Here is a 13,553-nt window from a genome sequence, read left to right on the forward strand (position 1 = left end):
TTTGTTAAAGAGCTTAGTCTTCAGCTTGCTTAGGTGGGAGAAATGAGACCAGTCGTAAACCATCATACTCAACCGGGATACGGCGGTTTTCACCAATGGTCTGGAAATCAAAGCCGGACTCGGTATTGGTAGCCCAGACCATCACCACATTCCCCTCATCAGCTAGCTCGGTGACCTGATACCAGATCATTTCCCGAATTTTCCTGGATACATCCCCTACATAGACTCCTGCCCTGACTTCCAGCAACCACACGGCCAAGCGGCCGCGCAGCCTGGGGGGAACGTTTTCAGTCACCACAGTAAGCATGGCCATTATCTACTCCTATGGCCTGCATCACCCATTGATTCAGGCTCAGGAATGGCGGGAGGTTGGGCGTCTTCTGGGGGCTTAGGTGGGGTAATTTCACCTGCAGACAGAACTTCTTCAATTAATGGAATAAGTTTTCCCAGCAGTTTGTCACTGCGGAAGATATCCCGGCAGGCAATACGTACCTCCCGATCCGGCTGTTTGGGATTGCGCTTGGCTATCTCAAAAGCTTTTGGCACCACAGAGTCAAATTTGATGATGTCGGCAATGTCGTAAACAAAAGACAGGGGCTTACCGGTATGAATAAAGCCGATAGCTGGCGCATAACCGGCTGCCAATATAGCCGCTTCCGTTACCCCATACAGACACGAAGTAGCTGCACTGATACACTGATTCACCACATCGCCTTTGTCCCAATCCTTGGGATCATACCGGCGGCCGTTCCAGGTCACCCCGTATTGTTTGGCCAGCAGGCTATAAGTCGCTCTTACCCGGGCGCCCTCTATCCCGCGAAGTTGATCGACGGAACGGCGAGCTGGCGCCGGTTCGCCAAACCTTAGTTCAAACATCTTGCGTACTACCTTTAAACGCAGCTCTTCATCCAGGGCCAACCTGGCCTGATACAATAACTTGTCGCTACGGGCGCCGCCTGGCTGACCAGCGGCATACAGCCGCACTCCGGCCTCTCCTACCCACACCAGCAGCGTACCGACCTGGGCAGCCAGTTTAATGGCGGCATGAGAAACCCGGGTGCCGGGCTCCAGCATGATGCAAGTAACCGAACCCACCGGAATATGCTTGCGCTCGCCATTCACCTCGTCGATCACCACAAAGGCACCATCCCGCACATCAATGCGGCCATAGTAGACAAACACCATGGAAACGCGGTCCTTAATGGGAATGGGCTTGAGGGGAATAAAGGACATTCCTTGTCTCCTGATGCTATTGCGGTGAAGCCGACGCTGACAGCGCCGTTTGCTCGTGGCGTGTCAATATCTGCATCTGGCGGATCGCCAGTTGATTCAGTTTCTGTAACCGTTCCGACTGACTCAGTCCTTCCTGAATAAAATGAGCATTCATGCTTTCCAGATTCGCCAGGCACACGAGTTGATGGACATTCGCATGATCCCGCATATTGCCCTTCAATTCAGGGTTTGCATCACGCCACTGCCTGGCCGTGACGCCAAACAGCGCCATATTCAACAGGTCGGCTTCATCGGCATAGACATAACTGATTTGAGTTGGGCTGAGGGCGTCCGGGATCAGATTTTCCTTGACGGCATCGGTATGGATCAGATAATTGACTTTGGCCAGATTGCGCCGGATATCCCAACCCAACTGCTGAAATTCCTGCTCCTTGAGGCGTTGGAATTCTTTGATCAGATAGAGTTTAAACTCCACAGAGATCCAACTGGCAAACTCGAAGGCAATGTCTTTTTGCGCGTAGGTACCGCCATAGCGCCCGGCTTTGGAGATCAGGCCTATGGCGGCGGTTTTTTCAATCCACTGCTTCGGGGTGAGGGTGAAGCTATTCAGCCCCGCTTGCTTTTTAAACCCGTCGAATTCGACGGGTTTAAAAAGCGGGTTGTTGAGTTGTTCCCAAATTCCGAGGAATTCAATGGTGTTACGGTTTCGCAACCAATTCCTAATCAAGTCATCGGAGCGGCTTGAGTTTTTATACTTGGCAATATCAGTGATATTGATGTACTCAATCCCTTCCCTGGTATCAGTCGCTATTTGCTGCTCCAGTACTTCTAATTTTGCAGCCATTGGTATCCTCCGTGAAATTGGCTGGTTATACCCGCCGCATTAACATCAAACCGCAGCCGAATGCCTTGGCTCTGCCGATACCTTCAGCAATTTTGGTGACAAAGCGATCTGGCTGCACAACTTTCAGTACTCCCTGATAATCCACAGTAGAAAAGCGAATCTTTCCTTGGCGCTTATAAGATAGGTGCTGTTGATAACTGACAATGTCCGGAACCGCTTCCAGCTCAATTCCCAGTGAATTGAGCCTTTTTTCATCCTGCAACCAGTCTCTGGCAGCAGCTTCCTGGCCTAATTTAATCTGCTCAACATCCTGGATGCCAGATTTTTTGAGCTTAGTCTTGGCATGCATCAGGACGTCATGGTTCTTGCCGTTCTTGCTGCCGTCGTTGATATTGATAGTCGGGTTGGCCCGAAGCTGAAACGCCAGCCGGCTCCCCGCCACCAGCTTTGGCGAGAAAGGCTTAACGTGCTGGACGAATATTTCAGGTTTATTCAGAGGCGCTACTCGGGAAAGTACATAAAACGTTGGTACCCCATGATTGATTTCTTCCCTGAAGATAAATGGCCGCTGTTGCTCAGCCGTATCGGCAAACAGCTTCCACAGTAATTGATGACTGGCATAAGCCCCTTTATCCAGTAATTTTATTAACTCCTGTTTCGCCAGCGAACTGTTATTAAGCGTCACTTTGGATAAAAACATCTGTCACTCCTCCCTGTGTTTACTGGCGCTATGTTCAGTCCGGCTGCTAAATTGCCAGCGCTGTCGATGCACAGGATCGTCCCAGACTTTGTCACTACTCACACCAGTCAAATTGGTCGCTTCTTTTCGCCCTTGCCAGTAGTAAGTCACCCGGTCTGATTTAGGTAGCCAGACTCGATCTGCATCGCTATCCTTCAGGATTGGCTCAAACTCGGTATCCAACGCGCTGCGCAGACAGTCGCTTGTAACTATTTTGGGTGAAAGCGGAGCAGCCAGGGGACAAGACTTTCGCCCCAGATATAAAGTGAATTTGGGTTTAAGCAACGCTTCTTTGAGTTGCCTAATATCCCAGCCAGCGTCTTCGGTAAGCTCAATGGCAATCACCCATAACCCTTCGCAGCGGTAATCACGGATAGACAAGACGGTATTGAGCCTGCCTGTCTGCAATTCGTCTTTTCGGGTTCTGCGAATGGTTTTCTTATCCTGAGACGGCACCTGTGCGGTATGAAAATCCCGCAGCAGCACGCCTGCTGAATATTGTTTTACGGCGAAGGTCACACTGGCAGCCAGTTTGTCATGTAAGCTCTGCTCTTCACGACGAATTCCCAATGCTGCCGCAACCAGCCCCAACAAGGCAGACCTTGATGGCCTGAGCGCAGTCGGACGATCACTGCCCACCGCCGGGTCGCCCCAACTAGCCATTGGCCCGTAAAGCCTGAACAATAGATATTCCATGGCTTTCATCTCAATCGGCAATAAAGCGGATGAGGTCACTAAAACTGCCCTCGCCCGTTACGGCATTAATATGCTGACGGGTCTCTGCACAAGCGCCATACACTTTGTCAAAGTTCTCCACCTGTTTTTCCAGCCTGGCAATGGCTTCAGATGCCTGGTCCTCTCCAAATACAGGTTGCAAGAAAGCAACAGAAAGTGAACGGGGTTGCTGATCACCTTTTTCCACCAGAACATAGGAGGCATAGGCTCGAGAGGCAAAGCTGTTTTGCTTTCCTTTTGGCGATACTTTTACCGCTGCTTCTGTCAAGGCGGCGATCGCACGGTTTGCCAAATCCAGGTTGCCTGCCAAGTTTTCCACCAGCAGTTCCTTGTCAATGCACAAATAGCTGTAAAACAACGCAGCGGCAAACCCGGCTTCACCTATATGGCTTGCACCGGTTTCGTCTTCATCCACATTCAGATCATCCACCGCGGTAAAGTAGTCGTCTTCCACTGCCACGCTATGCACACTGATGGCATGGGCGACCTGACAAGCGGCTTCCACGTTAAACTCAGGGCTGGACGCCAACATTCGGCCAAACAGGGCAATATCCGCAGCATTGGTATTGGCTCGCAGCAAATTCAGTTCGTTGTCTTGCGGCGCACGATTTTCTACCGCCAAGAGATCAATCAATTGGTCAATACCCTCTTGTTCAGCCTGGCTGACATGCGCCAACTGCTCAATTTCCAGGGAGTCCTTTTTCAACTTGCCAAATTGTGCCGCAATCATGGCCGCCCATTCATTGGCTTTTTTCTCATCGACTTCCTTGGCCATTAGCTTTTGCGCCACAACGGGGCCAAGTTTCTTGGTGCGGGTTCCTATAGCATCCGATAAGGCAGACTCAAACAGATCCGATACCCGCCAATTACGTTTCAGGCTCTGTGAACTCACGCGAAGCCGCTCAGAACCGCCCATGCGGGCAGTTTTCGGCCGACCAAGATCGTCCCTGTTTAGGTTGGAAGGCGGATATGAAGTCAACAGGTGAAGTTGAATAAATTTGCTCATGGTATTTTCCTTAATTATTAACGAGTTGTGCTGGAAGCTTTGTAGTAGTCCATCGCCCAGCGTACGGCTAGTTTGTTGCTGGCGCTGGTAGGGCGGGGATAATGATGTTCGTCAAACCAACAAAGAATATCGTCTGCCAGAGACAGCACGCTTACTTTACCTTTGATTTGTTTAACCAATCTTCTGACCCGGCGATATAGCTCGTCGGGGTCTTTGGCTTGTTGCAAAGCCTGAAATCTAAGCTCACTGACCACAGACTTATCCGAATTGTCCTTAATCTGGCCAAGCGAAGTTGCAAATGAAGTATCAGACTGCGACTCCACGTAGGCCAATGCACCGACAATACAGGCCCAGGCCAAGACATGGTGATCCGAAGCATTGCTTCGCACTGGTTCGGGAAGCGCTTGCCACAGGGCTCTAAATCCCTCCGTGAGCAGGAGTGCATCCGGTGAATTGCAACGCCTTAATTCCGCCCGCCAGCGACTCGGTGCCGCCTGCCTTTTTTTGCGCTTCAATTCTTCTGGTGACAGGCTTAAGGCCTCCCACCAATTTAACAGCGCCAGCCTGGTTGCCTGTTGCCGCAACAGGGAATGACTGGCATAGATGGGTTTGTCGCTCATGCCGCCTGCTCCTTGGTTGTTTCGGGAATTTGATATAGGGTCTTGAAGTTCTTAATCGCCTTGCCTTTGTACAGCCAGCCGGAAAGAAACATTCTGGCTTCAATCTTGCGCTTGGTACTGCGATCACTTTGCAGGGAAGTCATTACCACCTGATCGAAAATCCCCAGCGATTGTCGCTGAATATTGCCTAGCCAGAACTGGGCTGTTTTGGTAGATATCTCACCGCTTTCGGAATGCAAATCCTCAAGCAATGACCCAACCACCTGAAAAAAGGCTGCTTCTGTGCTCTGCCAGAACTGCTTCTCAAACTGGCTGACATCGCCTTTCGCCTCCTTGGGCCGTTCAAACCAGGCTGCCTTGATTTGGCTTCTGAGCATGGAGTTGGCTTCCGTGGCCAACTCAATAAAGATTTTCACAGCGGCCAGAAAGGCATCTTTTACCTTGACCTCAAGATCGAACAGGGGAAATTGCACCGAATACCAGCCTCTGGCTTTCATGTTGTCCATATCGAAGCCAAATGCCCATAACCGGTAGCGCTCTTTTTCACGCCGGCCGTGCATTTGCCCGAATACTGCAATCACTTTGGCAGGCAGGTAACCGTCTTCTTCGACCTCAAAAATCAAAGTGTGCCATTGGCGATAACCGATACCGCCCGGCTGCCCTTTGACGGTAAAGTGCGCCTCTTCCGGCTTCTTTGGATTAAAGCGATAGGGCGTCAGTGGGTGCGCCCAGGTACCTGAATAGTTGACCCCAAAATTTTGGGTAAGGTAGTGATTGACACAATAGTCAGTCTGTTGACCTGATAACTGGCAAAGGGCAGATTGTTGCGCCACCAGCAGGCGAATCCGTCTGGGCATGGGCCAATACATCTGTAAAGGATGCACATCCTTATCCTGCATATAGACTTCGCTGCCTTTTTTCTCGCTGGTTCTGGTTTTTGCCAGCCAGGGAAACACAGCAGCACTATGCAGATCAGGCAGAGGATAACTGAACACCTCGCGGCTGATAACATTTAACCAGAGCTTTTGCCACAGGCTGGCCTCATCCGATTCTGGAAGAATCAGGGTGGTCAACGGGCCGCCGCCGCGCAAACCGGTTCTGTGCCCTTGCCCCCCAGAGGGGGCGTTGATTTGCAGGGTAAAGAGCGCCATGGCCGCCATGCCGGGAGACAGGGAATCAGCACTGCCTCGCTTGATAAAATGATCTGTATTGAGCTTGAGGGTATTACCGCCTGGCGCTTCAATCAGCAATGACGACACCGCCGTTGGTTCAACATTCAACTCTTCGAAATCCTGCATAAAGAGCGGGCCTTGTTGGCCATCCGGATAAAACAACTGGAAGGCGTGGGCGGCTTGGTTAAGGGTCAGTTGAAGCTTCTCAACAGAAGGAGGCGACTGCCAATACTGCCGCCACTGTTGCCTATCCTCTGGGGCCATCAAGGTCTGCAGCAAGCCGATGACAAACTGGTAAGCCGCGCCCTGAAAATCTGCCCTGGGCAGAGCAAAATCGACTATGTCGGGGTCGGCCAAGTGACTGACAGGTAGGATTGCCACTTTCCCTACCTTGGTTTTCATAGGCAACCAGGGATCTTGCAGTAAATTCATAACACCTCCGAATGTGCGAAATAAAAGGGGAGAAGCTCCCCTTGAACGTTACTTACGTCTTTTTACTCTAATGGGCCAAGCTTTTAGCCCATACTTGAAGGCATCCCTACCATTGGAAAACCGTCTGAAGATTACCTCGTAATCTTCATCAGGATCGTTAGTGCTAGACATCTGTCTTCTCCACATATTCCAAACTAGAGAGCATTTGGCTCTAGCAATGTTTGAACTGCTAGCTGATTACGCATACCATCATTGTTGCTACGCAAAGGTGTATGCGGGGCGGCAGCCCCCATCGCCTACCATTTAACCAGCAAGTATCATCCTAGCCCTGGAAGAGATCTAAATCAACAAAAAGAAAAAGCTCTAATAGTTTTCTAAACCATATCTTTAATCATTTCAAACTAACTCATAACTGATAGACTATTGTCGATTCCCGTTCCCGAACTTCCGGGCTGAACCACTCTAGTAGTTATCTAACGTGGCGAATCACAAATGTTCCCCGTATAAACGGGGTAGGAAAGACATCCTGTTGCTCTGCAATCTGGATGTCTTTCAATTTAACCTGTCAAGCGAACCACCCCTTTGTATTCACAATAAGAAAACTGGTTATCCAGTTCCGGCAACCAACATTGCAAAAATTTAATGGCGGGAAATCTTTGTTGTAAGTCGGTTAGTGGCTTTTCCAGATGCTCGGGAATACCAGCCAGGCAATCCGCCGTTTTGCGCTTTTCCAATTTAACTGTACTTAAGGCTACCGGGTGCTTGGCATCTGGGAATATGGGAAGTAGCCTGCCTTCCTCACTTAACTTGAGCACCAAGACCTCCACATACTCCAAATCACTGAAGCGGGTGCTGATTTCAATACTGTCGTCAAACCAATAAGGTGCGCTGGCCTGGTTGTAACCCTTCTCCCAACAGATCTGCTGTTGACTAGCGGCTGCCTTCATTTGTTTGTCTTTGCAGATGGCCAGCAAGTGCTTATCCGCCAGACTGTCGGGGACCCGATCGGCAGCATCTGGACCATAGACTGCCTCAATTAGTTGCCGGGCTTGTTGTGGCATACGTATGGCCCCGAGTTGCCGAAGAATTTGCATACCAAGCCATAATTTCCCAGGAGAGCGGTAAACCGCCTCGGTGTCTCGAAACTGGCGGGACAACCAATCAGTTGATGGCTTGTCGTCCCATTCAGGGCAATGTAAAAACAGGTGTGGTGCACTCCTCTGATCCTTTATACCGGATTGGTACTCTCTGTGTTGGTTTCGGGTGTGGCGGTGCAAGCGGCCGGCACGCTGGATCAGATCGTCTATTGGGCAGATATCGCTGATCATTAAATCGGCGTCAGCATCGAGACTTTCCTGGAATACCTGAGTGCAGATTAGGACTTTCCCCGCCCTGTCATTAAAAGTGGAGCCTTTCCCAAAAATGCGCAGCACCTTGTCTTCTGTCTGTTTCCTGTCTCCGAGTACAAAGCGGCTGTGGAACAACAAGATATCCTGGTCGCTGCCTGTTTTTTTAACCAGCGCCTCGTAGGCGCGCAATGCATCCTTTACCGAGTTTCGCACCCAAACGGCGCATTCTTGGTTTTGCGCGGCCTTAACCAGCATTTCAAGGCACATATGTTCACTGTGAATAAACTCAACTGCTAGCTCACGACTGACTTCGTGCCTACTGTCCATTTCCACTTCATTGAAGACACCGTTGGCAGATACCTGAGTGGTCAATGGAAAGTCATACTTTTCCGGTTTCTTTGGGCTAATAATGTGTGCGGCCTTTTGCCAGCTTTGGCACAGTAAGGCGCGCTGTTGCATAGACAGGGTGGCACTTAACAGAATGGCACTGCCGCCTTGGCGAAGGTGCACTTGCAGCAGATCATCTAGTAGTTCCAGCATATAGCTGTCGGCACTATGCACTTCATCAAAGATCAGTACCTTGCGATACAGCCCCAGCAGGCGTAACACTTGGTGTTTTCTGGGTAAAATAGCCAACAGCGCCTGGTCAATAGTGCCCACTCCCACAGGCGCCAGCAGGGCCTTTTTACGTGAGTCCGCCAGCCATCGATTGCAGAAACTGCTGGTGGATTCATCTTTGCTGGCATAATCGTCATCCTGGTTATTAGGTATTAAATCCGGCTCAATGATACTGGCTTGATATTCCTCATCCATCTTACTGGCCCCATGCGCCAGAACCAGACTAGGCACTGTGCCATCATCGCAGTTATATATCTTGCGATAATAACTGGCGATTCGCCTGTACATAGCGTTGGATGTGGCCATGGTGGGTAAGCCAAAATAAAAGCCGTCTGCATGCCCCTTAGCCATGATTCTCTGAGTAAGCGCCAGTGCCGCTTCCGTCTTCCCTGCTCCGGTAACGTCTTCGAGAATAAACAACTGGCCTGGGCCATCTATTTCTACCGACTCGGCCCATTGCTGTAGCGGTGAAGGGTTAAAGCCAAATTGCCTCTCTATTGATTCAAACCCCTTGATGTGAAGCGGTCTAAACAGCTCCGTTTTAGCAAGTGCCTCATTGGCTCTTTGCAATGCCACAGGCCAATAATCAACCAACGGAATAAGGCTGTGCTCATACGAAAATATGCTGCTGTCTGACCCTAGCCAGTCCGCCAGAACCGCCATACCGGCCAACTGCCAGCTAACTTGTTTGAACCTTTCCAGCCAAGGTTTTTCATATACCCTGCTTTGTGGCCATTTGACGGGGCACAGTCCGGCAGCCTGCCGGATAAAAGCGGATGCGGCCTCAAGATCTTGTTGAGCGCAGTAACAGTCAAACAGACGTTTCTGCTCAACTCTGTCGGTATTGCGTTTAATTGGCTTGCCATGGTGCCCCATGGAAACGTCTAACAGCAGGAAAAGGAAGTCTTCACTTTCTTCGTCGTCACAGAGTCCCAAGTCGATCTCAAAATCAAGCAGTTCCTGTTCCAGCAACTGAAACAGCAACACCGCTCCCAGCATATCGTGCCGGCCGTGTTTTGCATCATACACAGGCCTCTTGTCATAGCTGATAAGATGTGAATCGGGGAAATGTTTGAGACATTGGAAGGCGGCTGCAAATTTCCCCAGATCATGGAGTAATAAGGCAAACACAAACATCTGTTGCAGTTGCCCGATCTCTATCTCCAAGAACTCTGCGATATCTTGCGCAAGCTTACTGCCGTCAGATAAGAGACGATGGCCTACTGCCGCCACATCCAAACAATGATACGGAAGAAGATGGTATTGTGGTCCTTCCTCGGCTGATGAGTTAGCCTTTCCCCAGTAACGGAAAATTACGTCTGGCACCATAGCCTTATTCATCCCCATCCTCCCCCATCAGCCCATCCAAAGCCCCGGGCGCTACGACTATCTTCATTTTTTTCTTAAGCTTAACCACCTTGGGATCGAAGTTATCCATAATGTCCTGGTGGGTGTCCTTCAGCCATCTTTCGGCTTTAGTTAATTCCTGATTTTCCAGTTCGATAACAGTAGAAAGATCGGCTTGGATGGCTTTGCAGTCAGTCAGAAAATGTCCCCAACGTAAGGCTTGAAGAGTGCGCTGGTTAGTGAAGATAAACTGCCTGTGTTGTTCGTCTTTTTCGTGCCTATCCTTGCAGTGAACTGCGGCGGGGGTATCGCAGAATTGCCGGCTCAGTTCCAGCCAGCGCCGTTGGGTGTATTGCCACCAGCGCTGTTTGAGTTCTTCCAGATGTTTTTCCAGACCATTGGCACGGACTTGAAAGTCCAGCAAAAAACCGTCAGCTTGCTGCTTGCCCTGGTCTTTACCATCCACATACTCGTGGGGGATCAGGCGCTGGATCCAATCGTCACTCTTGTCTTCTATCTGATCCACCAGATAACCGGCCAATGAACTCAAAGTGGCGTAATAAAACTGCTCGTGTATCAGCAGCCTTAGCCAAAGAGGATGTTGCATCGGGTAATAGTTTTGGCCCTGATAATCCGGAAACTGTGCCTTTTTAAACTCTTGCTGATACAGGTAATCCTGGTAGTCGTAGTCATAGAGTGTATCGAAATCCAGCAAGCTGGTACCTTCTGTCATCAGCTCATTGAGAAACAGCCAATCACGGCCAATTCCGCAGGTAAGCAGTCTGGCCCAGTTCAGACTGTTTTTATTGGCGGTGGATAGCCCCTTGCAGATGTCTTCGACCATTTCTGTCGGACGGTCGATGCCAAACAATTCCTGCAACAATACCCTGTCGACCTTTTGCTGGAGTTTCCCTTCCATGCTTGCGCGCAACTGTTCCTGCCGCTCCGGCGGCCAGGAATAGTAAAGAGGCTCAGCACTAATCAAAGCTTTGCGGGCTGCAGCCTGAATCTGTTCTGCCTTCATACTCTTCCCACCATGTCATTATTCTCCGCCCCAAGGACTCCGCCCCTTGCGAAACAAATCCACTCCACAGACGGCACAGCTCCAGGTCCGTTCCAAATTACCTTCCCAAGCATCCATCACATCACAACCACCAATGGCGATTTTTCCTGCCGCATGGTCCTGCTGTGCGCCGGAGTAGTTCACCAGCCCGTAGAGGATGTCGGCTATTTTGTTAGAGCCGCACTCGGGGCACTTACGCGGTTTGCGCTGGTATACCCATTTGTCACCCTGTCTGGTGGCCAAATTCGCACTCTCTCTGATAATGCTGGTACTGGTGAAAGATGCTGAACCGAGTTCAGCATGACGTTTCCCCTTTCTGCCCATTGCCAGTTTTGTCTCATTCAACACCGTCAACAACCCCTGAAATAAAACCAGGCAACTTTGTTAACAGGTTTGGTCCGGCTGAGTCCTGCAGCTCTAATTGCCAGGTTGGATCTTTTTGTTCCAAGACCCCGGTTTCCGCTTCGCTATATCCGGGCTAGCAGGTAAATGCGCCAGGTACATCAACTGTCAAACAGCCAGGGTTTGATGTCGTCTTTGTTTACCAGTACCAATTGCTGGGCTTCGCCGCTGCCGGCCAGGAATTTTGTACTGACCTGCATTTCCTGGAGCAGATATTGAGCCAGCGCGGCGCGGGTGGTTAGCCGTAACTGACCATGCTGCATCTGGTAATCCTGCTCAATAATCTGCCGCTGGGCCGGGCTTAGCCTGGGGTCGGGCTCGAATACCAGTTGCACCTGGGTGTGCCAGCCCTGATCCTGCCCGGGGAGATGGGTGGCGGGACCAGAGAGCGCGGGTTCGCCACGAAAGCGGCTGAGGACAAAGTCCCTGAAATCTGCTGACTTTTCACAATATGCACGCAAGTGCCAGCGCAGCCCGGTTTTAACAAAGGTATGAGGCTGAATAACGCGCCCCTGGTCCTGTGGCGTCGCGAAAGACACATAGCCTATTTCGAGCCTTTGCCTACTGCGGATAGCTGCTACCAGGGCCTGCATGATAACCGGCGAGACTTGACGCCGGGGCAGGCTGAGACTGGCGTTGGTGAGACTGACGTCGTTCGACTGCCCCAACGTGCAGTGCTCGGGCTTGCTGCCCAGGTTCAGCCAATCCAGATATTCGCTGACATCGCCGCTGATAAACCGGGACACAAAGTCTGCACAGGGTACAAACAGCTTGAGATGTGAACAATACGTCAGGTTGGAGGGGTGCAATGCCTTGTAGCGCTGGATATATTTGGCCGCCTGTTGACGGCTGACAGCGAAGTACCGGCATAGATCCCGGCTGTTAAAACCGCCTTGCCAGTGCAGCAGCAGCTCAATCAGCCAAAGGTGCGGATCCGGATTTTCTTCCCGAATGGTCTGGTATGACATTCGTACATCCTTTTATTATTTTTTTGCCCCTGCCTCTTGGGAGCAGTTTTTTATTTAGTGCCCCTTCTCCTGCTAACCTCGCACAAGAGCTGAACATTTTCTTCTTTTTTCTGTGGCTTAGGTAAATTTGCCGACAAGGCTTGAGGGGCCATTCTTCTACCTCGGCGCCCGGGGCATCTATCGAATACCCATAGTTCCTGCCGGGTAACTATGGCAGGCTGTGCGCTTTGTATGGTTCGTCATTGGAACGTTTGTGGAATATATCTGGCTGGGTTTTGCCATTTGGCTGGGATTTACCGTCCAGGCCATGACCGGCTTTGGCAGTATGGTGATTGCCGTGTCGCTGGGAGGGCTGGTCTTTGCCATCCCCGCGTTGCTGCCTATTCTGATCCCACTCAATATCCTGGCCACCGGCTCCATGGCCTGGCAGCTGCGCAAACAACTGGACAAGGAGTTGCTCCTTAAAGGGGTGCTGCCGATGATGATTCTGGGCCTGGGGCTGGGTATTTATCTGCTCGACAAACTCTCCGGCACCCTGCTCAAAACCGGCTTTGCACTGCTGGTATTGTGGTTTGCCACTCGCGAATGGTACAAGCTGTACCGGCAACTGCCCGTTCCCTCCCGCCCGATCTGGTGGCAAAGGATCTGGATCTTTCTGGCCGGCATTGTCCAGGGGCTGTATGGCTCAGGGGGCCCCTTGCTGGTGTATGCCATCAGCAGCCGGGCACTGCAAAAAGCCCAGTTTCGGGCCCTGCTGATTTACGTCTGGTTTTGCCTGAACAGTATTTACACCCTGGTCATGCTCTTTCAGGGCAAGGTGCAGCCGGTCGCCCTCACCATCCTTGCCTATGCACCGCTGCTGTATCTGGCTATTCGCATGGGCCACTGGCTCCATGACCGGGTGGACGAACGCCAGTTCAAACAAGGTGTCTGTGCGCTGTTGATTCTCTCGGCCCTGACCATGCTGCTTAACTAAGACCATTTGTCACTTGCAGGCGGAGTAATGGTTGGGTGCCACTGAATAG

General features: G+C 51.1%; 13 protein-coding genes. 1 reads left to right on the forward strand and 12 read right to left on the reverse strand.

The genetic code is table 11. The features are described from left to right. Positions 1–13 precede the first annotated feature (13 nt). From cas2e to J0A66_RS14775, 12 genes are all read right to left on the reverse strand, one after another. Complete coding sequence (gene cas2e / locus J0A66_RS14720; protein WP_206574596.1) at positions 14–313, reverse strand: type I-E CRISPR-associated endoribonuclease Cas2e; 300 nt, start codon at positions 311–313, stop codon at positions 14–16. After that, a complete protein-coding gene (gene cas1e / locus J0A66_RS14725) occupies positions 313–1,233 on the reverse strand; it encodes a type I-E CRISPR-associated endonuclease Cas1e (protein WP_206574597.1) in 921 nt (306 codons plus the stop codon). Before cas1e ends, cas2e begins: the two co-directional genes overlap by 1 nt. Positions 1,234–1,249: 16 nt before the next feature. Next, positions 1,250–2,077, reverse strand: coding sequence for a KilA-N domain-containing protein (locus J0A66_RS14730; protein WP_206574598.1), 828 nt, complete (start codon positions 2,075–2,077; stop codon positions 1,250–1,252). A 25-nt stretch (positions 2,078–2,102) separates the two neighbouring features. After that, on the reverse strand, positions 2,103–2,777 hold the full coding sequence (gene cas6e, locus J0A66_RS14735) for a type I-E CRISPR-associated protein Cas6/Cse3/CasE (protein WP_206574599.1): 675 nt from the start codon (positions 2,775–2,777) through the stop codon (positions 2,103–2,105). A 3-nt stretch (positions 2,778–2,780) separates the two neighbouring features. Then, positions 2,781–3,512, reverse strand: a complete 732-nt coding sequence (gene cas5e, locus J0A66_RS14740; protein WP_206574600.1) for a type I-E CRISPR-associated protein Cas5/CasD — start codon at positions 3,510–3,512, stop codon at positions 2,781–2,783. Between the two features lie 10 nt (positions 3,513–3,522). Continuing rightward, entirely contained in the window at positions 3,523–4,557 is a 1,035-nt protein-coding gene (gene cas7e / locus J0A66_RS14745; protein ID WP_206574601.1) for a type I-E CRISPR-associated protein Cas7/Cse4/CasC, read from the reverse strand. A gap of 17 nt (positions 4,558–4,574) precedes the next feature. After that, positions 4,575–5,177: a type I-E CRISPR-associated protein Cse2/CasB gene (gene casB, locus J0A66_RS14750; protein ID WP_206574602.1), complete on the reverse strand. Its 603-nt coding sequence runs from the start codon at positions 5,175–5,177 to the stop codon at positions 4,575–4,577. After that, the gene (casA, locus tag J0A66_RS14755; RefSeq protein ID WP_206574603.1) at positions 5,174–6,781 is read right to left on the reverse strand and encodes a type I-E CRISPR-associated protein Cse1/CasA; all 1,608 of its coding nucleotides are present in this window, start codon (positions 6,779–6,781) and stop codon (positions 5,174–5,176) included. Before casA ends, casB begins: the two co-directional genes overlap by 4 nt. Positions 6,782–7,338: 557 nt before the next feature. After that, on the reverse strand, positions 7,339–10,089 hold the full coding sequence (gene cas3 / locus J0A66_RS14760) for a CRISPR-associated helicase Cas3' (protein WP_206574604.1): 2,751 nt from the start codon (positions 10,087–10,089) through the stop codon (positions 7,339–7,341). Then, entirely contained in the window at positions 10,082–11,119 is a 1,038-nt protein-coding gene (locus J0A66_RS14765) for a hypothetical protein (protein WP_206574605.1), read from the reverse strand. The genes cas3 and J0A66_RS14765 overlap by 8 nt, the downstream gene beginning before the upstream one ends. A gap of 18 nt (positions 11,120–11,137) precedes the next feature. Beyond that, on the reverse strand, positions 11,138–11,512 hold the full coding sequence (locus J0A66_RS14770; protein WP_206574606.1) for a hypothetical protein: 375 nt from the start codon (positions 11,510–11,512) through the stop codon (positions 11,138–11,140). A 149-nt stretch (positions 11,513–11,661) separates the two neighbouring features. Then, positions 11,662–12,528, reverse strand: a complete 867-nt coding sequence (locus J0A66_RS14775; protein WP_206574607.1) for a helix-turn-helix transcriptional regulator — start codon at positions 12,526–12,528, stop codon at positions 11,662–11,664. A 253-nt stretch (positions 12,529–12,781) separates the two neighbouring features. On the opposite strand from J0A66_RS14775, the gene J0A66_RS14780 reads away from it, so the two are divergent. Next, positions 12,782–13,504: a TSUP family transporter gene (locus J0A66_RS14780; protein ID WP_206574608.1), complete on the forward strand. Its 723-nt coding sequence runs from the start codon at positions 12,782–12,784 to the stop codon at positions 13,502–13,504. Positions 13,505–13,553: the final 49 nt, after the last annotated feature.

This window comes from Bowmanella dokdonensis (genome assembly GCF_017254865.1).
In the GTDB taxonomy this organism is placed as follows: domain Bacteria; phylum Pseudomonadota; class Gammaproteobacteria; order Enterobacterales; family Alteromonadaceae; genus Bowmanella; species Bowmanella dokdonensis.

Bases quoted from the DNA above. Each gene is read 5' to 3' on its own strand.
- casA (WP_206574603.1), bottom strand. From the start codon at position 6,781: ATGAATTTACTGCAAGATCCCTGGTTGCCTATGAAAACCAAGGTAGGG.
- cas7e (WP_206574601.1), bottom strand. From the start codon at position 4,557: ATGAGCAAATTTATTCAACTTCACCTGTTGACTTCATATCCGCCTTCC.
- J0A66_RS14775 (WP_206574607.1), bottom strand. From the start codon at position 12,528: ATGTCATACCAGACCATTCGGGAAGAAAATCCGGATCCGCACCTTTGG.
- J0A66_RS14765 (WP_206574605.1), bottom strand. From the start codon at position 11,119: ATGAAGGCAGAACAGATTCAGGCTGCAGCCCGCAAAGCTTTGATTAGT.
- J0A66_RS14730 (WP_206574598.1), bottom strand. From the start codon at position 2,077: ATGGCTGCAAAATTAGAAGTACTGGAGCAGCAAATAGCGACTGATACC.
- cas3 (WP_206574604.1), bottom strand. From the start codon at position 10,089: ATGAATAAGGCTATGGTGCCAGACGTAATTTTCCGTTACTGGGGAAAG.
- casB (WP_206574602.1), bottom strand. From the start codon at position 5,177: ATGAGCGACAAACCCATCTATGCCAGTCATTCCCTGTTGCGGCAACAG.
- cas2e (WP_206574596.1), bottom strand. From the start codon at position 313: ATGGCCATGCTTACTGTGGTGACTGAAAACGTTCCCCCCAGGCTGCGC.
- cas6e (WP_206574599.1), bottom strand. From the start codon at position 2,777: ATGTTTTTATCCAAAGTGACGCTTAATAACAGTTCGCTGGCGAAACAG.
- cas5e (WP_206574600.1), bottom strand. From the start codon at position 3,512: ATGGAATATCTATTGTTCAGGCTTTACGGGCCAATGGCTAGTTGGGGC.
- cas1e (WP_206574597.1), bottom strand. From the start codon at position 1,233: ATGTCCTTTATTCCCCTCAAGCCCATTCCCATTAAGGACCGCGTTTCC.